This window comes from Moorena sp. SIO4G3 (assembly GCF_010692305.1).
Classification (GTDB): Bacteria; Cyanobacteriota; Cyanobacteriia; order Cyanobacteriales; family Coleofasciculaceae; genus Moorena; species Moorena producens_A.
The window spans coordinates 1-18714 of record NZ_JAAHIG010000046.1 but is presented as its reverse complement, the minus strand read 5'-3'; the positions used below and the strand labels follow the sequence as shown (position 1 = coordinate 18714).

Here is an 18714-nt window from a genome sequence, read left to right as displayed (position 1 = left end):
ATTTATTGATATGATGGCAGTCTAACAAGGTTTAACCAAAATTCTTCAATCAGCTTTACCATCGACATAAAACTTTCCAAATCAATGGGTTTACAAATGTAGCAGTTAGCTTTTAGTCTGTAAGTATTGATAATATCTTGCTGAGAGTCAGATGTGGTTAATATAATAATTGGTATTGTACTTATCTTGGGGTCTTCCTTTATTTCTTGGAGAACCTGGCGACCATCTTTTTTAGGTAAATTGAGATCCAGAACAATTAAAGCTGGACGTGGGGCTTCCTGATATTTGCCCTGCTTACGGAGGAATGCGATCGCCTTAGCACCATCATCAACCCAATGAAAGTGACTGGATAGCTTGCTATCACATAAGGCCTCTAAAATGAGTTCGGCATCACTGGACGAATCTTCTACCAGCAGAATATCAATTGCTTGAGTATTTGTCATAATGTTCATGATGCCAGTTCCTAAAATTTTTAGATAATGTTTAACTCATGATGATGCTGTGGTATTGAGAAGTAAAATGTTGTGCCTACTCCTAGCTCTGACTCTACCCAAATTTTTCCCCCATGACGCTCTACAATTTTCTTACAAACTGCTAGACCAATGCCTGTGCCGGGATACTCACGGCGGGTATGCAAGCGCTGGAAAATAGTGAAGATGCGCTCAAAGTACTCGGGCTCAATACCAATACCATTATCCTGAACTGAAAAGATCCATTTCTTAGCCTTCAGTTCCGCTGAAATATGGACTCTGGGTAGCTCTTGGCTGCGAAACTTAATGGCATTACCGATCAGATTTTGCAGAAGTTGACTCAGTTGTATATCATCCCCCATAACTACAGGTAAGGAGTCATGGGTAACTATGGCATCGCTCTCGATAATCGCCACATTTAAATTGTCTAAAACCCGATTCAGTACTACCTCGCAGTCAGTAACTGCTAATTGTTTACCATGGGTTCCCACCCGAGAAAAACTTAGCAGATCCTGGATTAACTGCTGCATATTGGTAGCGCCATCTACGATGTAATGAATATACTTATCCGCTTGAGCATCCAGGTGACTCTGGTATTTTTTAGCTAAGAGTTGGGTGTAGCTACTAATGGCTCGCAGTGGTTCTTGTAAATCATGGGAAGCCACGTAGGCAAACTGTTCTAATTCACGGTTAGATCGGGATAAATCTTGATTAAGTCGTTTGAGGGACTCTTGAGCTTCCTTACGCTCTGTAATCACCTCAGTACTCATAATGATACCGCTAATTTTCCCAGCAATGTCAACCCAAGGACCGATTTCCCACTTCAGCCACTGTTGTTCACCATTAGCGCGAATAAACAAATCTTCTTCACACTCTGCTGAATAACCCTCTAAGCACCATTGGTGTATTTTCTTCCAACGCTCAGGAGTTTCTGGAAATACGTCGTAGTAGCTTTTGCCAATGATGTTGTCATCAGAGATGTTGTACTCTGAGTACCAGTGGCGACTAACAAACTGGTACCTCATCTGCTGATCGAACATGGCAATAGCTGCGGGTACATATTCCAAAAATAGGTTGAGCAGCTCTAGGTTGTTGGCTAATTCCGACTCAACCTGGCGGCGCTCTCTGATTTCAGCTTTTAAGACTTCATTAGCTGCTGCTAGTTGTTTTGTCCGTTCTGATACTCGTTTTTCTAACTCTTCATAGGCTTGGCTGAGGACATCGTCCTCTAGCTTGCGTTTCGTGATATCCTCTACCACGGAGACGACTCCGATGACGGTGCCATCAGATTCAATTAAGGGAGCATTGTGCCACTGGCAAAATATACTACTGCCATCTTGTGGATGGTAGTTTTCCGTAATGCAGTTGGTATAATCAAAATTCAAACAGTCTTGCAGAACTCGTTGGAGCTGCTTGACGGAAGATTGCGGCTTGATCAATTCATGAGCACGATGCCCAAAGGCTTGCATCTTCTTATAGCCAAAAATTTTTTCGGCTACATGGTTCCACTGCATCACTTGACCATCCAGGCTCCACTCAATGAAACCAAGGGGAGTTTGCTCTACCAGGAGGGACAAGGTTTGTTGGGATCTCAGTAGTTCTTCTAGGGTTTGCTTACGTTCAGCAATTTCCTTTTCCAGAGCTGTGTTAGTCGCTTCCAGTGGAGCTCGACTGGAGAATGCTAAGACTTTCGGCATCACTACTACTAGTGCGATCGCGCTAGACAGAGAAAGTATGGCACTAGTGCCTTTGACTAAACCAGAGAGCCAATAATCGGGATGCCAAATTGTCCAGACTTCCAGCAAGTGACTGGTGCCACAGCACAAAACCAAGGCACTAAATAGTAATAAAATCTTCAGTAATGGCAGATCTTGGTGTTGAGACCAAACATAGATCAGCAACAGCAGAATAGAGTAATAGGATAGAGCAATTAGTAAATCCGATCCAGCATGAAGTCCAACTAATTCAGGCTTCCAGACATAGCAATGCTCGTGGAATATATAATGACCGGAGAACATCTCTTGTAAGGTTTTGAGCATATGCCGTTGGTCAATTGGGCAAGAATTTCCAGCAGCACCGATGGTAACAGCAATGGTCAGATTAACCATCTTGGTTTCGTACCAAGTAGCAGATCTCCAACTTATCCGTTGGAGTTAATTCCCTTGTGAAGTGGAACTGGGTATCGAGAAGGTAATCACCTCCCATGACAGTAAGACACACTTGGTTCTTCTATTCTTAACGTTTTGAACAGGGACTGTAAATCTGTGAAATTACGGAATTTAAAATTACCCCACAACAATTCTTTGCCCAGAGAACTTTAAATCCCAATTTAGGAATTAGATAGCTCGATTTCTCTTTCTATCCCAAGATTGCAGCATCACCTGCCAGCATACCTGGCTGAAATAGAGAGTGATGTTCATAATACCCAATAACCGAGTGGCATCTTCTAGCATGGCTCGGGTTCCTTTTCCTGACAAATGGGAGAAGTCCACCAAACCAGATATGACAAATAAAATTCCCGCAATCATCAGCAGTATATATGGTGTAGATCGAATTATCTTCCAAAAGGCTAATCCATAGAGGATGGCACCTATGCCATACATAAAATACACCGGCGCTTTGGAAATCCCTTGCTTTGCTAGTATTAAATTAATCCTGAAGACATCATCAGTTAATAATATTCCAATGCCAATGGCAGAGTATAAAATAAATCGATTTATTTTTTGATTGGGCTGAATTTTGTTCAGCAAGAACCAGCACCATAAACAAATGGTTACTACTACACACCACATTAATTCAGAGACAGCTGATAACGTGCCGATGTAGGGGCGATGTAGAAGAAAAGGATCATCAAAAAGTCCTACGACTATATAACCCCTGTCCTGAATCTTGACATAGATACTTAAAACTAAAAATAGTAGAATAATTAAGCTGTTAGACCAAAAAATATAATGATCGTGGCGCAGCTGTTTGATCAGGATTTTCAGCATCGAGGTGAAACAGGTAACTAAGCAATTCTTTGTCAGGCTATATACTTAAGCTAACACAGGAGCTAATGGTAATCGGTAATTGCTCGGTAGTAGTGAGGTAAAATTATTGATTACTAATTCTCCATTAAGGTAAATTTAATATAAAGCCCTGCTTTAAGGTGGTAGCCTGGTTTTATTCTGTTAAATTAGTCTTGGGTTTTGCTTGTAAATCCGCAATTTTTTCTAAAAACTCTCTGATTTCAAGAGCTGGGTGAGGTACCTCCTCCTAGGTTAATTGGAGTAGGGAGTAGGGAGTAGGGAGCGGTGCGACCCGTGGCGAATTAAATTCGACGACTGTAAGCGCACCGAGGGAGTAGGGAGCGGTGCGACCCGTGGCGAATTTAATTCGACGACTGTAAGCGCACCGAGGGAATCGGGTCGAAAATTATACCTATATCACCATCTGACCATCTGACCCATCTATCTTTTACCAGAAGAAAACACCTCTACCTCTGTTCCCCTGAAGCTTTGTCTGTTCCAATTCTTAAGGAACGAGCCATTCTATCTAGCCCTAAGCTATGAAAATGATTTACACTGCTGTGGATGTGATTATAGATTTGAGTGATTGCCTATGCTCTATACTCAAGAGTACATAAGGGAAACTGAAGCAACCCGTGTGCGGGTACTCAGTGAAGCACTACCCTACATCCAAAAGTTTGCTGGTCGCACAGTCGTGGTTAAGTATGGTGGTGCGGCCATGAAAGACAGCAATCTCAAAGACCAGGTAATCCGGGATATAGTCTTCTTAGCTTCTGTGGGTGTACGACCAGTAGTTATTCACGGTGGTGGTCCAGAAATCAATAGCTGGCTGGGGAAATTAGGGATTGAGCCACAATTTAAGAATGGTCTGCGGGTGACCGATGCTGCCACGATGGATGTAGTGGAAATGGTGCTGGTGGGTCGGGTGAATAAAGAGTTAGTCTCTCGGATTAACTACGCTGGTGGTAATGCTGTCGGGCTGTGTGGCAAAGATGGTAACTTATTCGTAGCACGCCCACAAGGTCAAGAGGGTATTGGCTTTGTTGGGGAAGTGAGCAGTGTGGATGTGCGGCTAGTAGAGTCTTTGGTTAATAGTGGCTACATTCCAGTAGTGTCTAGTGTGGCGGCTGATGATACTGGCCAAGCTTACAATATCAACGCTGACACGGTTGCCGGTGCGATCGCAGCTGCTTTAGAAGCAGAAAAGCTGATCTTGCTGACTGATACCCCTGGGGTTTTGAAGGATCCTAAAGACCAATCTAGCCTGATTGCTCACCTAGATATTCAACAATCACGGGAGTTGATTGAGAGTGGGGTAGTGTCTGGTGGGATGATTCCTAAGGTAAACTGCTGCGTGCGATCCCTTGCCCAAGGGGTACGTGCGGCTCATATTATTGATGGTCGCATTCCCCATGCCCTGCTCCTGGAAATCTTCACCGATGAAGGAATCGGTTCGATGATTGTGGCATCGGAATTTACCAACTAAGGACAAATCGCAAATGGCAACTAGGAAATTGTTAATTGAGGCTCTTCGGTACTTGTTATGCTAAATAAACACTTTTACAAAGGGAGCAGGGAGCAGGGACTGAGGCCGTTGGCCACGCTACGCGAACGGAGCAGGGAGTAGTCGGAAGAGGCGGTATTCAGATTTTGCTAGTTAAATAGCCTCAGAACCCCTGTAAAGTAAGCTTTATAAGCTTTTTAACTGTACATTTAGCATCAAAGGTACTGAAGAAGCTTAATTGAAAATGGAAATTAATAATTAATTCTTTAATTATTAACAATTAATAGAGAGTTTATCGTAGCTATGAGGTACGAATTATTTTTTAGCTGTTCTCTCTTCGGACTTCCCTATTCCCTATTCCCTGCTCCCTGCTCCGAAGTCCCTGCTCCCTGCTCCCTAAAAACTGTAAATTTGTACATCACAAGTTCTTGAATTGCTATAATTAAAGAATGACTAATGGCTAATGAAAAATTTTACCTTGAGTACCAGTCAGGAAAAGCCGCATTTGAACGAGGAGAATATCGTGCTTCTATAGAGCATTTGACCACAGCCAGAAATCTGGTAAATCCATCCTCTGGGCTCGGGGGAGAGGTGCAAATGTGGTTGGTGATGGCTTATGAGGCAGCTGGGCAAAAAGCGGAAGCGATCGCACTTTGCCAACAGTTGACTAGCCATCCTGACCTAGATACCTCCAAACAAGGTAAAGATTTACTCTATATTCTGCAAGCTCCTCAGCTGACTAGACCAGCAGAATGGATGACCAACATTCCTGACTTAGGTGCGATCGCAGAAAGTGACGACCGGGAGAGTTATGTGTATAAGTCTTTTAGCGATCGCAAGCAGCCTAACCTAGGCTTGGTACCAGAACCCCTAGATCCTGCTGAGATTAACACTAAGGATAATCAATTCGTCTGGCTAGCTGTTGGTTTGGTGAGTTTAACCCTGGGTGGATTGATTTGGTTTGGGCTTTGATATCACTAGCTAAGCTGTTCAGCATTTAGATTGGGATACCTAAATTGCTCAAAGGGAACAGCGGATCACCGGAACAGCGGATCACCGGAACAGCGGATCACCGGAACAGGGAAAAACCAATTTAAATGCGCATCAGCTTAGCAGAGACTGTTTCTTGAACTTTGCTTAAATCCAAGGGTTGGGTGGGTCGCACCGCTCCCGATCCCGACTCCCGACTCCCGACTCCCGACTCCCGACTCCCGACTCCCGACTCCCTCAAACCCACTTCTAGTAAGCCCCTCACCGAATTAAAAACTGCTAGAGTCAGTTAATTAACTATCTGGGGCGGTTTTTTTATCTGTCACTTTGCTAGAAAAAATACCTTTCTTGCTGATACTTTTCCAATACATTACTATACCTGTAACTAACATAAAAATTAATCCTAAACCATTTAAAAGTACATAAATCGGCCTCAGTTGATCACCAAGGTATTCTCCTTCGTGAATCGCCATTAAAAAGTGGGTTTGATCTTTAGAAAGCCCAAACCAGGCTCTCCCTAATCGATAGGCTATGCCGGTGATTGCTGTGATCATGAAAGGCAGTACGATGATTGGAGCTAAAGTACTATGCAGTTTACGTAAAGTAGGCTTATTCATAGGATTTGGGCTGGTTTATGAGATTCTATAACATGATTACAACATGCTATTGTATTGGTTTTAGGTTATATATGTAACAAATCGACCTATTGTTTCATAAATCCCTAAGGACACTAAGAAAAAAAGGAGAAGGGTTGGTGAAGTTAAATTTTGTGAGTTTAAGGCAGTTGGTTAGTGGAACTCTGAGGCATTTACGGGTTCTGGGGGTGATTGTGCTGGCATCAGTGCTACTGTCTGGTTGTGTCAACTATGATCTTGGGGTCAGGTTTGACGGTGAACACCATGGCAAGATTGTCCAGCAGATCAAGCTTGGAGAACAGCTGACAAAGTTGAGCGATGCTGAGGCGACTGAATGGCTCAGAAGTCTCGAAAGTCGGGCAAAGCAGCTTCAGGGGAAAACCCAGCGCCTCTCGGACCGAGAAATTGCGATCGCAATTCCCTTTAACAACGGTAAGGAATTAGTATCCAAGTTTGAGCAGTTTTTTAACCCAGTTGGTCACCCAGAAGATGCCCCATTAGCACCAGACAGTGATAGTAACCCAAGTTTTAACTCTAATTTACGCCTAGATCAAAACAACTTTTTTGTGGTGCAACGAAATCACTTAAGCTATGACCTGGATTTGCGCAGCCTAGGGGTAATCAACTCTGATAATGGCAAGGTTGTGGTTACTGCTGGTTCACTGTTGGATTTGCAGTTTAGCCTAGAGACCCCTTGGGGAGCAAACAGTATTGAGAAATCCCCCAATGCCATTAGTCCCAAGATTTATGATGATGGACATCAGCTAGTTTGGACACTGCAACCTGGTCAAATCAACCATATCGAAGTGGCATTTTGGCTACCCAGCTCCCTAGGTATTGGTATGATTATTATCATACTGGTGGTATTAGGTGGTTTCTACGTAAAATACAAGTCTTTCCCCTGGGAAAGAACTGAAACTAATCAACCAGCAATACCATCAAAGGTGATGTAGTTTAGACCAGTTAGAGTTAGACCAGTTAGAGAAACCAGTAATAGCTATTGGTTTCTATAACTACTAAATTTATCAACATTTAACCCTGCGGGTTAAGTGTTGATAAATTTCTATCAGCTTATGAATAATTGTCTAGAATTTAAAATTCATGGCTATCAGATCATCAGGGAGTTAACGTGCAATCAAGCCGTCGGCAGATACACTTACCTGGGGATAAACCTCAAAACTAAACAGTATGTTGTCATTAAGCAGTTTCAGGTTATTCAAACTAACACAAACTGGTTAAATTATGACACATACGAGCGTGAAATTCAAGTGCTGCGAGGATTGGAACATCCGGGGATTCCCTGCTATCTAGATTCCTTCCAAACTGAAGATGGTTTTTGCCTAGTTCAGGAGTATAAAGAAGCCTCATCTCTGGCCAAACCGCGAAGTTTTAGTCCTGATGACATTAAGCGAATTGCGATTTATTTGCTGGAAATTTTTGTCTATCTCCAAAACCGTATTCCCTCAGTAATTCATCGGGATGTTAAACCAGCTAATATCTTGGTAGATGATGATCTCAATGTCTATCTGATTGATTTTGGTTTTGCGCGACTGGGGGATGGAGAAGTAGGGGTTAGTAGCCTGGTTAAAGGAACCTTAGGCTTTATGCCACCAGAGCAATTATTTCGGCGTCAACTCACCGAAGCATCAGATCTCTATAGTGTAGGTATCACATTAATTTGCTTATTGAGTAATACCAAAGCAGAGGATATTGATGATTTAGTTGATATCCGCTATCACGTTAATTTTCAGCATTTAATTCCGAAGGTGAGTCCCCATTGGGTGAAGTGGTTAGAAAAAATGGTGGAACCCCAACTGGAGAACCGCTATCCCAATGCTAGAGCTGCTCTAGCCGCTATACCTACTGACCCGATTTGTTTACCAAAGGTTGACTTGAGTCACAGCAGTCTGGAGTTCACCGGGACTAGCTTGGGCAAAAAACTGACTCACTCCATCTGGATCAAGAATCCTATACCTGAGACAACGTTAACTGGAAAGTGGGAAGTTGCGCCTCATCTTCACGATCCACCTCATACCCCCGATTACCATAGCTGGATTTCGTTTGAACCAGCCACCTTTGAAGGGAATCAAGTTGAGTGCAAAATCACCATTGATACTGGAAAGTTGATGGCGGATAAAACTTACCAAAGAAAGGTTTTACTGCACACAAATTCTTCCCCGAAGACTTATTCGTTAGATATTAATTTAAAAACTGCTCCTATCCCAATTACTCGGAAAAAACTCCCCTACGCTTACCTAGCCTTATTGTTACTATTTGCTGTAGCTGTTGATTGGATTATAGCCTCTAGTCTGCTGATCTACGGAACTCTAATGGGAATTAGTGCCACACCTGGTTTTAGCACCTTAGCTGGGGCAGCGGTAGGTTTGGAATTGGCAGCTTGGTTAACGGCAACAGCTGGTCGTACCTCAGGAGCAATGGCAGGAGGAACGGCTGGTATTTTAGTTGGTATTGTTACTTGGGTAACGGCTTTGACTGGATTGGTAGCAACAGCAGAAGCTACAACAGTGGTTGGGGCTGTAGCTGGACTAGTGGGTGGATTGATCAGTGGAGTAGCAATCGGTATTGTGGTAGAAAAGTTTATGGATAGGGGATTGACTAGGAATTTTTCGATCTGGCTGTCACTGGTGAGTACAGCGTTTGGGAGTAGTTTGGGTCTAATTTTTATACTGGGATTGCTTGATCCATTGGTACCAGCGGCTGTGGTAGTAACCGGTATCCCCTTAGTGGCAATGATTACTTATATTCCTTTGCAACGAGCCAGAAAGATTTCTGAGTATCGTCAGGCAGAACGGAAGTTGATTCGACCATAAAGTTAAGTCGGGAATCGGGAATCGGGAATCGGGAATCGGGAATTGGGAATCGGTTGACTAGTGATAACTATAGTTAAACAAGGCAAAAGGCAAAAGGCAAAAGGCAAAAGGCACCCACCCCTAACCCCCTTTCAAGGGTATGTTTTTTACAAAGACGTCAGGTGTGGGGTGTGGGGTGTGGGGTGTGGGGTGTGGGGGATAAGAAAGCGATGCAGCGCGGTCTTGGGAAGGCAGCGCGGTCTTGGGGGTTCCCCCCATGAGCGACTGCCGTGGTTTCCCCCGGAGACCAAACCTGATTACGTTGAGCCTTTATGGTTGGTCGGCTATGCAGATGCATGGGTAAAACTTATTGATTAGCGATGCAGCGCCTTCACGCGGGGGTTTCCCCCACTCGCGCTTTGCATCAAGACAAGGCTCAACTGTCTTACGGTAAATTCAAACCACTCGCGCTTTGCATCAAGACAATATACTAGACCTCTTGCAAAAATATTTTAAGTTATAATCAAAGTTTTGGTAAAAATTATGTAGATTGTGTACTAGGCTTATACACAAACAGAGTACAAAGCAAGTTTGTTAGTCTTAAGCGATCGCTAACTGGAAAATTACAAAACTAATAATTCTACCACGAAAAACTTTTGCAAGAGGTCTAATTTTTGAATAAAACTCAAAGCCACTCCAAACCGTTTGGCTAACTGCCGTTGAGAAATAGGTTCATTCTCATACACATTGATAATCTCATGACGTAAATCAATAGAATAAGGTCTCACTTCTTTCTTGGCTCGGCTCATATTATAGTATCTTGATTATACCTCACTAGATCTGAAAAGGCTGTAGCTTTACATAGCAAACATTTCAGCCTGTTTCGTAACCCCGTCAGCCACTAGTGAAAAACTCTTGATAGCTGTTAAATACTTCAACTGTCCCTAACTTAGCCACCTCCTTCAATACCTCCGGGATATGTCGTTTTCCCATAATAACTATTAGAGCTTCTGTATTTTTGTGTTCATCTTTGATTCGCTGAATCATGCTTTCTTCACGTAAGCTAGTTAACTCTTTTGTCGGTTCTTGATTAAAAAATTTCCCTTCGGTTTCTTGAACTACTTGCTTTAGTTGTTTGGCTTTATTTGTTACGCTATCTTCAAATTCATCTTTAGGTGTTTTTTTAACTATTTGTTGTAATATACCCACTCCTATCGACAAGGTATATATCATAATTTCCAGTAAGTTTTTATTGGCTACGTCAGGACTTTTCTCCATCAGATCTAGAAGATCTGGTAACCCTTGAATAATCTGAGGCTTAGACAACAGTTTATTTACTTTTTCCTTAAATATTTTTTCTTCATTGTTATTACTAGTATACAGTTTTTTAAATTGTCTTACCCCCCATGCTACACGCTGAAAGTCATTTCCATCCCATTCTACCTGATTAGATTCTTGTTTTTCCGAAATTTTTATGTAGTCGTTCATTACAAAGACGGCATAAAACATTTCTTGCATGATTTTTGGATAATCTTCTTCCAAATAACTTGCTCTGGGGTATTTTTCAGGATTTTGGATAGCTTCTTCTTGACTTAACCCTTCAAATAAAATTTTTATGTGATCATTTTCGATTTTTAATATTTCTGTAGCCAAGCCTTCATCTTGATCATGGGTCTCTCCTATCAAGTAGATTGTTCCTATCTCTAAATTTACTATTGTATCATTTATTTTAATTGGTATGGGATTTTTTTGAATTATTTCTTTTTTTTGCGGTTTATTACTTGTTTCTCTGATGAGCTCAGCGTGCAAACCTCTCTTCCTTGAACTCCTCTGTATCGCCCTTTTCCCCAATATATCTGCCTCCTTCTCTAAATCCTTTTCATTATTTACCCTAACTCCTTTCACTTTCATCGTTGGTTTAACTCTTCCTTGCATCTGCTGCACTACATGCCACGCTTCATGAGGTACATGCTGCTCCTGTCCTGGTGCTACTTCAATCGTCTGCCCCTGAGTATAAGCATGAGCATTTAGTTGGGCTGGCTTGGGCGAATTGTAGTTCACACGCACTCCGGATAGGTCGTGACCCGACATACTTTCAATTCTTTCCTTGAGATGGTCTGGTAACCCTGTCTTGTTTTCCGTTTCTCTTTTATCCTTCTGACGCTGGACTGGAGTTTCTTTATCACTTCTTCCTTTTTCTTGTTGGGTCGCTAACCTGTCCTTAGCCACAAGCTGTTGTACCTGTAGATGCGATCGCATTTTTGGCTGAAAAGGTGTTTCAGAATAATTCCTCACTGGTATCTGTGTCAAATCCACTTGAATTCCCTTATTTGGTTTGACTACGAAATCTGGTGGTTGTCTCAAATTTGGTTTGACTACGAAATCTGGTGGTTGCCTCAAATTTGGTCTGACTACAAAATCTGGTGGTTGCGTCAAGTTTTTTGCGGGAACCTCATGCACGGCACTCCGTTGTAGTATCCAACTGTCTTTTGATTTCTGGGATTCCTGAGTTTTTGTAGGAATTCTACGCACGGCACTTCGTTGTAGTATCCAACTATCGTCTGACTTTTTTTGAGGTTCCTGATGTTTTCGGTGAACAAATTGACGACGTACCATGGTTTCTCTCTGTTTTGGGTAAGAATAATTTAATTTTGCCTTTAAGTATTCTGAGCAGTAATTTCCGCAAGAAATATTAACTCTAAGGGTTAAAACAGGGTAAGAGGGTAATTATCCTTGTTGTTACTAACCTCCTTCCAACAGGAAGTTTTTGTTTCATAAATTAAAAAACCTGTTCATTGCTGAATAGGTTGTCTTTTCACAGTTTGTACCTAAGCTACCATCAGGTTGCTTTCAAGCTCACTAGCTGCGTAACCAGAGCATGTGCTTGACTATATTTTGAATCCTTGCGTCCATTTTTAGTAGTGTCCCAAGCAATCTCTACCGTTTTGGGTATTGAGCGCGTCTCAGTAGACCTCTTGCAAAAGTTTTTCGTGGTACAATTATTAATTTTGTAATTTTCCAGTTAGCGATCGCTTAAGACTAACAAACTTGCTTTGTACTCTGTTTGTGTATAAGCCTAGTACACAATCTACATAATTTTTACCAAAACTTTAATTATAACTCAAACTATTTTTGCAAGAGGTCTAATTAATTTGTCGTTAAAAATCATCATTTGTTCGTTGTTTTTCTTTTCCTCTCCCTCTGGCTTGTCCTATGTTTTACCCAAATGTAAAAAACCTACCCCTGTGAGCCCCTAACCCCTCCCAGGAGGGGAAGGCAAGAGGCATGCATGCTAGAGGCAAAAGGTTAAGGGCAGCAGCAAACCTTAAACCTTAAACCTTGGCCAAAAGGCCACGCTACGCGAACAACCTTCAACCTTGGCCAAAAGGCCACGCTACGCGAACAACCTTAAACCTTGGCCAAAAGGCCACGCTACGCGAACAACCTTAAACCTTCAACTTCTTAAACCTTCAACTTACAAACCCATCAAACTGCTTGGGGTTGCATTTGTGGCTGGAACTGGAAGAGGGAGTATACCACATTGCGGCGGATATCGATCATCATTTCCAAGAACATCTCATAGCCTTCCTGCTTATACTCAATCAGGGGGTCTTTTTGGCCATAACCTCGTAATCCCACTGACTCCCGTAGGGCATCCATGGATTGTAAATGCTCTCGCCAGAGGTTATCGATTTGATTCAAGATAAAGAATCGCTCAGCTTGTCGCATTAGTCCTGGCTGGATTTGATCGACTTGAGCTTCCTTGATATCATAGGCTTTACGGACTTCTTCATGGAGGAAGGTTTTGATTTCCCCGACAGTCATATCTTCTAGATGCTGTGGTTCTAGATCTTGGAGTAAGTAGACAAATTCTTTGACCTTTCCTACCAAGCTCTCTAAATCCCACTCTTCTGGTGGTAACTCTGGGTTAACGTAGGCGTCTACAATATCACTCATGGTCTTTTCGGCATACTGGATGACTTGTTCTTTGAGGTCTAGTCCTTCCAGAACTCGCCGTCTTTCTGCATAAATTGCCCGCCGTTGGTTGTTCATGACCTCGTCATACTCAAATACCTGCTTCCGGGTATCGTAGTAGAAGGTTTCCACTTTTTTCTGGGCATTTTCTAAGGAGCTGGTGAGCATCCCGGATTCGATGGGCATATCTTCCTCAACCCGGAACATATCCATCATTCTTGCTACGCGATCGCCTCCGAATATCCGCAGCAGATTGTCTTCCAAACTTAGGAAAAATCGGGTAGAACCGGGGTCACCTTGCCGTCCAGCTCGTCCTCTGAGCTGGTTATCAATACGGCGGGATTCATGACGTTCAGTGCCAATAACGTGCAAGCCACCTTTTTCTACCACATCATCATGTTCTTTGGTGGTGAATGCGTCATATTCCCCTTGAATTGCTTTATAGACTTCCCGCAGCTTTTGAATAACTGGGTCATTGGTGGGAGCATTTTCTGAAGCGATCGCTAATTTCTCTTCTGCTTCTAGTTCCGGTAAACTCTGCTCTCCATACTGTTGAACTGCAAAATTTACTGCCTCTTTTAGGAGTTGTTCCGTTTCCCGGGACAATTTGGTAGGGAAAATCTGAGGGCTAACCTTCCAGCTTTTCGGTTTCTTTCCTGGAGCAAACCCAACAGCGTCCGATTTAGGCTTTGCAGTAGTTACCCCTATGGGGGCAAAGGCTTCGTCTTGCTCTGGCTGAACTATTTTGGGCATAAAATATTCCCGTAGCTTCAGCCGTGCCATGAAGTCAGCATTACCTCCCAAAATAATATCTGTTCCTCGGCCAGCCATGTTGGTGGAAATAGTCAATGCTCCTTTGCGTCCTGCCTGAGCCACAATTTCTGATTCCCGCTCCACATTTTCCGGTTTAGCATTGAGCAGGTTATGGGGTACGCCCTTTTCGGCTAACAGACCCGACAACAACTCGGATTTTTCTACACTGGTGGTTCCCACTAGTACCGGACGTCCTTGTTGATGGAGTTCAGCACATTCTTCTGCTACTGCCCTCCACTTAGCTGGCTCGGTCTTGTAAACCACATCGGAAACGTCTCGACGTTTAGAGGGTTTGTTAGTGGGAATAATGGTAACTTGCAAGTTGTAGATTTTTTCAAATTCCGCTTCTTCGGTTTTCGCGGTACCTGTCATACCGGCGAGTTTGGGATAGAGCAAGAAGAAATTCTGATAGGTAATGGTTGCTAGGGTTTGGGTTTCATTTTGAATGTCTACCCGTTCCTTGGCTTCTATGGCTTGGTGTAGACCATCACTCCACCGGCGTCCTGCCAACACTCGGCCAGTGAACTCGTCTACAATCACTACTTCGCCATTGCGCACGATATAGTTCACATCTTTCTGAAAGAGTTCCTTAGCCTTGAGGGCATTGGAAATATAATGAGCCCAAGGGTCTTTGGGGTCGTACAAATCTTTAACCCCTAGAAGTTGCTCTGCTTCGATAAAGCCTTCATCGGTCATCAAGATGTTACGGGCTTTTTCATCAACTTCGTAGTGTCCTAGTTGATCAGGATTCTCTGGATCTTCTGGATAGAGCCTGCGGACAATTTCTGCGGCCTTAATGTACTTCTCCGTCGGTCGCTCCACTTGCCCAGAAATAATCAGTGGGGTTCGGGCCTCATCAATCAGTACTGAGTCTACTTCGTCAATAATGCAATAGTTAAATGGACGTTGCACCACATCTGACATTGCTGTGGCCATGTTGTCCCGGAGATAGTCAAAGCCTAATTCACTGTTGGTGCTATAGGTAATATCACAGGCATAGTTCTTTTGCCGCTCGAGGGGGGACATTCCCGATTGAATCAGCCCCACAGTTAGACCTAGGAAGCGATGAACTTGTCCCATCCATTCCGCGTCCCGACGGGCTAAGTAGTCGTTAACGGTTACAATGTGAACCCCTTTACTATCGATGGCATTGAGGTAAGCTGGTAAAGTAGCCACCAGGGTTTTTCCTTCACCAGTTTTCATTTCTGCGATTTGTCCTTTGTGCAGGACAATGCCACCCATGACTTGGACATCATAGTGACGCATACCCAGCACTCGCTTTCCTGCTTCCCTCACTACAGCAAAGGCTTCTGGCAGAATTTGATCAAGAATTTCATCACGCTCTTGACTAGTGTTGGCTTTCTCCAGCTGCTGTTTGAACTCTGCGGTTTTGCCTCTGAGTTGTTCATCCGATAGGTGCTGGATGTCTTCTTCGAGGAGGTTAACTTCTACAACATCAGGTTGGTACCGTTTGAGCTTACGTGCGTTGGGATCACCAATTAGTCTCTTAAGCATAGCAGGAGAAGGAGATGTATAGTTCTCGGATGTATAGTTGTGCGTTTAGGGACACTTTTATAGATATCCTACCAAACTCCTGTGTTAAAAGATGGGGGAAGATCGGGTATTGATATTTGTCAATAAAAATGAAAGTGTGGGAAGGGTGGGGAGGGTGGGAGGTGTGGGGAGATGGGGAGATGGCGAGATGGGGAGATTTTTATTAAGGTTAATTAGCCTTTAGCAAAGGGAACAGCGGATCTGGGAACAGCGGATCTGGGAGCAGGGAGTAGGGAACAGGGAAAAAACATTCTCTCAATTGATTTAGGATTGCTATTACATGATCTAATAGGTAATTGAATACTGATCCAATTATACCTTATTCTCTGGCTTGATTGTTTTGCTTGCTATACCTATCATCTCATCATCTCATCATCTCATTATCCCATCATCTCATCATCGCTTTTCCCTTCCTCCGATCGAGTCACTCTTCCAAGGAGAAATTAAAACAATTAATCGCCGTAATAGGTAAGTAATCATTCTTTTTGAAAGGTATGGTGTCAGGGATTTTAATCCTTCTCGCTGGACTTTTCTGAGGTAAAAGACAATTCCTCTTAAAAAATCATGCCAACGTCTGCCCCAATATTCTTTCTGAATTCCCCCTGGATCAAGACGTATATTGTATGGATTGTAATTATATATATTTAATGAATTGAGTTGAGTTAGACCTTCTTGCTCTGCAAACTGTTCATAAGTGATGCCATTGTTCCGAAACTCGGGATTAGTATCGGGATAAATCCATTCCGATACCATCCAATCTTGACTAGCAAACAAGAATTCTGCACAATTTTTCGTTACCTGAGCATATTTCAGTCTAATCCCAATGGGAATTTCAGCCCAAGGACCATGCTGCCAGACAAAATCTGGGTCAAAAAATGCTTTAAATGCCAGGTCTTTGCCATTAATTCTCAGGCGAGCTACCCGACCAACCATGCCAGCTCCAGCTATTTCTACCTCAACCTTCATTCCCCCTGTAGATAGCATTTCAGGGTGAATTGGAGCTGGTTGTGTAGGCAAATCCTGGGAGGGCAAATCCTGGGAGAGCATGGCCTTGGAATATAACCCCTTGGAGTTGACTTCTAATTTTTTCCTAGAAGGCTTGGCCTCTCTTGGTGCGCTTTCCCTAGGTCGGGAAACCCGACCGGGGTCGCACCGCTTTAAAACAGATTTTTGACTGTGCTGACACACTCTGGTTTTTTTTACTAAAACAACTGTCTTGTTTACCCTACCTAATCTAACCCGCACTCTTTTTAGGTAGAGTGTGACTCGGTGTCCTTCTGAGGAGGTACTACTGACATACTTTGCTAATTTGTCTAAAAATTGTCTTAACTCTTTGATGGTAATCCCGTTAGTTACATCTAGTAGCTCGGAAGGTGGTGGATAAAAGTATAGCTTGTTTTGACCAGTAGATTTGATGACCTGTTGGCAGAGGGCATGAAATTTCCTAGGAGACATCAGTTTTTGCTGAGCCTGACGGATAATTGGTGCTACGAGTGATTCCTCCCAGTGCTGGTAATCTGCCATGGTGTTATCCTTTTTATGCCAAATTTATTATTATCTACTGTTTTAAGCATCTTTGAGATCTAAACTTCACACTTTTTAACTGTTTGGGTGACGGTTGACTGTTGGTGGTCAGTAATCGTAAGCATTCAGCAATCAGCTGTCAGCCGTCAGCTAATCAACGGGAGGTAAGAAAACAGTTTACGGTGCTGGTGCGACTGGTTGAAAATCTGTGCTCGTTTTACTCATCCGACCCCGTTCAGTTAAAGCGCCTGCTAGCACCTCAAGTAGCTTGCGCGTAGCGCATTAGGTGATAACTGATAGCTGAATGCTTACGTTACTTTGGAACCGGATAAAAATACCACCACAGAGGGGGGTATGGGAACATTCATTCAGGTAAGCTACGTCTATCTCGTCTATCTGTGTAAGTATTGAGCGATCAGTTATCAGCTATCAAGCATGGATCTTTAGTTCGACAAAAACACCTGACTAAAAAGGTGAAACAAACCTAACTAAACGCCTTTAGCTGATAGCTGACGCTTATTTAATCTATCGGTAGCTCAAATAGCATTGCTCTTCCACAGGAGGTCAGCAATATGAAATTCTCAATTGTGCTTCTCACAGGACTGATGGCTCTAGTCCCTCTGGCTCCAGTTAACGCTGAAAGTCCCATCGTTGTTGGGGATAGTAACCTAGACGTTGTCATCTCTTCATTCGGGCGTAAACACAGGCATCGTTCACACCGCAGGCGTCGGCGCATCTATTATCCCAGGCGTGGGCGTGGCCGTGGGCGCGTGCGAATCTATTCTCCTAGGCGTGGGGGGGTGCGAATCTATTCTCCTAGGCGTGGGCGCGTGCGAGTCTATTCTCCCAAGCGCAGGGACGATGAAATCTACTATCGTAATCGTAGGGGAGTCAGAATCTATTCTCCCAGGCGCAGGCATGATGGTATTTTTTATCGTTACTATAGGTAGTTAGCTGTAACTGTTAAGAATTCAAATTAACCACAGGACTTACGCAAAGCCCCCTAAATCCCCCAATACTGGGGGACTTTGACATTATTTCCCCCCCAGTATGGGAAGTTTGTATTATAGTAGTATATGTAATACAAACTTCTTTAATATGACACTTGGGTTGGACTATAGTCCGGTTTGCAACTCACAAGACCTTGAGCAGATTGGGATGATTATATCTCAGTGCTTTGGGGTTTCCGTAAGTGACTGTGAGGCTTACATTGAGCGTCTTGGTAGTGAAAACTTCCGCGTGATCCGCCAAGCTGGAAATGCGATCGCTCAATTGGTAATATATCCGATGGCACAATGGTACGGTGTTGACACTCCCCGGTCTAAAGACGCGGGGATTCTTCGCTCGACGACCCGACTTGCTGAACCTGGCCGGAACCAAGAACAGTAGAGGTCAGATCTCCCGAAGAGTTCGGATCTAAAATCCAGGTTC

General features: G+C 43.3%; 16 protein-coding genes and 2 pseudogenes. 8 read left to right on the top strand and 10 right to left on the bottom strand.

Annotation, left to right across the window (positions count from 1 at the left end; all coding sequences use genetic code 11):
- Positions 1 to 2: 2 nt before the first annotated feature.
- The 3 genes from F6J99_RS11595 to F6J99_RS11585 all read right to left on the bottom strand — a co-directional run bounded on the left by F6J99_RS11595 (position 3) and on the right by F6J99_RS11585 (position 3460).
- Complete coding sequence (locus F6J99_RS11595; RefSeq protein WP_293113052.1) at positions 3 to 452, bottom strand: response regulator; 450 nt, start codon at positions 450 to 452, stop codon at positions 3 to 5.
- Positions 453 to 472: 20 nt separating this feature from the next.
- Positions 473 to 2578 carry a PAS domain S-box protein gene (locus F6J99_RS11590; RefSeq protein WP_293113051.1) on the bottom strand — a complete coding sequence of 702 codons (2106 nt, stop codon included), beginning with the start codon at positions 2576 to 2578 and terminating at the stop codon, positions 473 to 475.
- A gap of 228 nt (positions 2579 to 2806) precedes the next feature.
- Positions 2807 to 3460, bottom strand: a complete 654-nt coding sequence (locus F6J99_RS11585) for a hypothetical protein (protein ID WP_070392899.1) — start codon at positions 3458 to 3460, stop codon at positions 2807 to 2809.
- Between the two features lie 610 nt (positions 3461 to 4070).
- Between F6J99_RS11585 and argB the strand changes: the two genes are divergently transcribed.
- The 4 genes from argB (at position 4071) to F6J99_RS11565 (ending at position 6265) form a co-directional block, all read left to right on the top strand.
- Positions 4071 to 4964, top strand: coding sequence for an acetylglutamate kinase (gene argB / locus F6J99_RS11580; RefSeq protein WP_293113050.1), 894 nt, complete (start codon positions 4071 to 4073; stop codon positions 4962 to 4964).
- A gap of 321 nt (positions 4965 to 5285) precedes the next feature.
- Complete coding sequence (locus F6J99_RS11575) at positions 5286 to 5414, top strand: hypothetical protein (RefSeq protein ID WP_293113049.1); 129 nt, start codon at positions 5286 to 5288, stop codon at positions 5412 to 5414.
- A 24-nt stretch (positions 5415 to 5438) separates the two neighbouring features.
- Positions 5439 to 5954 carry a hypothetical protein gene (locus F6J99_RS11570; protein ID WP_293113048.1) on the top strand — a complete coding sequence of 172 codons (516 nt, stop codon included), beginning with the start codon at positions 5439 to 5441 and terminating at the stop codon, positions 5952 to 5954.
- A 161-nt stretch (positions 5955 to 6115) separates the two neighbouring features.
- Complete coding sequence (locus tag F6J99_RS11565) at positions 6116 to 6265, top strand: hypothetical protein (protein ID WP_293113047.1); 150 nt, start codon at positions 6116 to 6118, stop codon at positions 6263 to 6265.
- On the opposite strand, the gene F6J99_RS11560 is transcribed toward F6J99_RS11565, so the two are convergent.
- A complete protein-coding gene (locus F6J99_RS11560) occupies positions 6266 to 6589 on the bottom strand; it encodes a PepSY-associated TM helix domain-containing protein (protein WP_293019827.1) in 324 nt (107 codons plus the stop codon). It lies immediately after the preceding gene.
- A gap of 137 nt (positions 6590 to 6726) precedes the next feature.
- Between F6J99_RS11560 and F6J99_RS11555 the strand changes: the two genes are divergently transcribed.
- The gene (locus tag F6J99_RS11555) at positions 6727 to 7560 is read left to right on the top strand and encodes a DUF3153 domain-containing protein (protein ID WP_293113046.1); all 834 of its coding nucleotides are present in this window, start codon (positions 6727 to 6729) and stop codon (positions 7558 to 7560) included.
- A gap of 120 nt (positions 7561 to 7680) precedes the next feature.
- A complete protein-coding gene (locus F6J99_RS11550; protein WP_293113045.1) occupies positions 7681 to 9438 on the top strand; it encodes a protein kinase in 1758 nt (585 codons plus the stop codon).
- Positions 9439 to 9558: 120 nt separating this feature from the next.
- Here the strand turns inward: F6J99_RS11550 and F6J99_RS11545 are convergent, their stop codons facing one another.
- From F6J99_RS11545 to secA, 4 genes and pseudogenes are all read right to left on the bottom strand, one after another.
- A complete protein-coding gene (locus tag F6J99_RS11545; protein WP_293113044.1) occupies positions 9559 to 9696 on the bottom strand; it encodes a hypothetical protein in 138 nt (45 codons plus the stop codon).
- Between the two features lie 389 nt (positions 9697 to 10085).
- Positions 10086 to 10205 (bottom strand): annotated as a pseudogene (locus F6J99_RS11540) (IS630 family transposase); the annotation flags it as partial.
- A gap of 106 nt (positions 10206 to 10311) precedes the next feature.
- Positions 10312 to 12033, bottom strand: coding sequence for a DUF4157 domain-containing protein (locus F6J99_RS11535; protein WP_293113043.1), 1722 nt, complete (start codon positions 12031 to 12033; stop codon positions 10312 to 10314).
- Positions 12034 to 12903: 870 nt separating this feature from the next.
- Complete coding sequence (gene secA, locus F6J99_RS11530; RefSeq protein ID WP_293113042.1) at positions 12904 to 15720, bottom strand: preprotein translocase subunit SecA; 2817 nt, start codon at positions 15718 to 15720, stop codon at positions 12904 to 12906.
- Between the two features lie 91 nt (positions 15721 to 15811).
- Here secA and F6J99_RS11525 point away from each other — a divergent pair, with 91 nt between their 5' ends.
- A complete protein-coding gene (locus F6J99_RS11525; protein WP_293113041.1) occupies positions 15812 to 15943 on the top strand; it encodes a hypothetical protein in 132 nt (43 codons plus the stop codon).
- 212 nt (positions 15944 to 16155) lie between these two features.
- On the opposite strand, the gene F6J99_RS11520 is transcribed toward F6J99_RS11525, so the two are convergent.
- Positions 16156 to 17283: a hypothetical protein gene (locus tag F6J99_RS11520; RefSeq protein ID WP_293113040.1), complete on the bottom strand. Its 1128-nt coding sequence runs from the start codon at positions 17281 to 17283 to the stop codon at positions 16156 to 16158.
- A gap of 572 nt (positions 17284 to 17855) precedes the next feature.
- Between F6J99_RS11520 and F6J99_RS11515 the strand changes: the two genes are divergently transcribed.
- Positions 17856 to 18233, top strand: coding sequence for a hypothetical protein (locus tag F6J99_RS11515; protein ID WP_293113039.1), 378 nt, complete (start codon positions 17856 to 17858; stop codon positions 18231 to 18233).
- Positions 18234 to 18604: 371 nt separating this feature from the next.
- Here the strand turns inward: F6J99_RS11515 and F6J99_RS11510 are convergent.
- A pseudogene (locus tag F6J99_RS11510) lies at positions 18605 to 18714 on the bottom strand (transposase); the annotation flags it as partial.

Coding starts and splice junctions, on each gene's coding strand:
- F6J99_RS11515 (WP_293113039.1), top strand. CDS start 17,856: ATGAAATTCTCAATTGTGCTTCTCACAGGACTGATGGCTCTAGTCCCT.
- F6J99_RS11550 (WP_293113045.1), top strand. CDS start 7,681: ATGAATAATTGTCTAGAATTTAAAATTCATGGCTATCAGATCATCAGG.
- F6J99_RS11525 (WP_293113041.1), top strand. CDS start 15,812: ATGGGGGAAGATCGGGTATTGATATTTGTCAATAAAAATGAAAGTGTG.
- F6J99_RS11560 (WP_293019827.1), bottom strand. CDS start 6,589: ATGAATAAGCCTACTTTACGTAAACTGCATAGTACTTTAGCTCCAATC.
- F6J99_RS11545 (WP_293113044.1), bottom strand. CDS start 9,696: ATGGGGGGAACCCCCAAGACCGCGCTGCCTTCCCAAGACCGCGCTGCA.
- F6J99_RS11585 (WP_070392899.1), bottom strand. CDS start 3,460: ATGCTGAAAATCCTGATCAAACAGCTGCGCCACGATCATTATATTTTT.
- F6J99_RS11575 (WP_293113049.1), top strand. CDS start 5,286: ATGAGGTACGAATTATTTTTTAGCTGTTCTCTCTTCGGACTTCCCTAT.
- F6J99_RS11590 (WP_293113051.1), bottom strand. CDS start 2,578: ATGGTTAATCTGACCATTGCTGTTACCATCGGTGCTGCTGGAAATTCT.
- F6J99_RS11595 (WP_293113052.1), bottom strand. CDS start 452: ATGAACATTATGACAAATACTCAAGCAATTGATATTCTGCTGGTAGAA.
- secA (WP_293113042.1), bottom strand. CDS start 15,720: ATGCTTAAGAGACTAATTGGTGATCCCAACGCACGTAAGCTCAAACGG.
- F6J99_RS11520 (WP_293113040.1), bottom strand. CDS start 17,283: ATGGCAGATTACCAGCACTGGGAGGAATCACTCGTAGCACCAATTATC.
- F6J99_RS11570 (WP_293113048.1), top strand. CDS start 5,439: ATGGCTAATGAAAAATTTTACCTTGAGTACCAGTCAGGAAAAGCCGCA.
- argB (WP_293113050.1), top strand. CDS start 4,071: ATGCTCTATACTCAAGAGTACATAAGGGAAACTGAAGCAACCCGTGTG.
- F6J99_RS11535 (WP_293113043.1), bottom strand. CDS start 12,033: ATGGTACGTCGTCAATTTGTTCACCGAAAACATCAGGAACCTCAAAAA.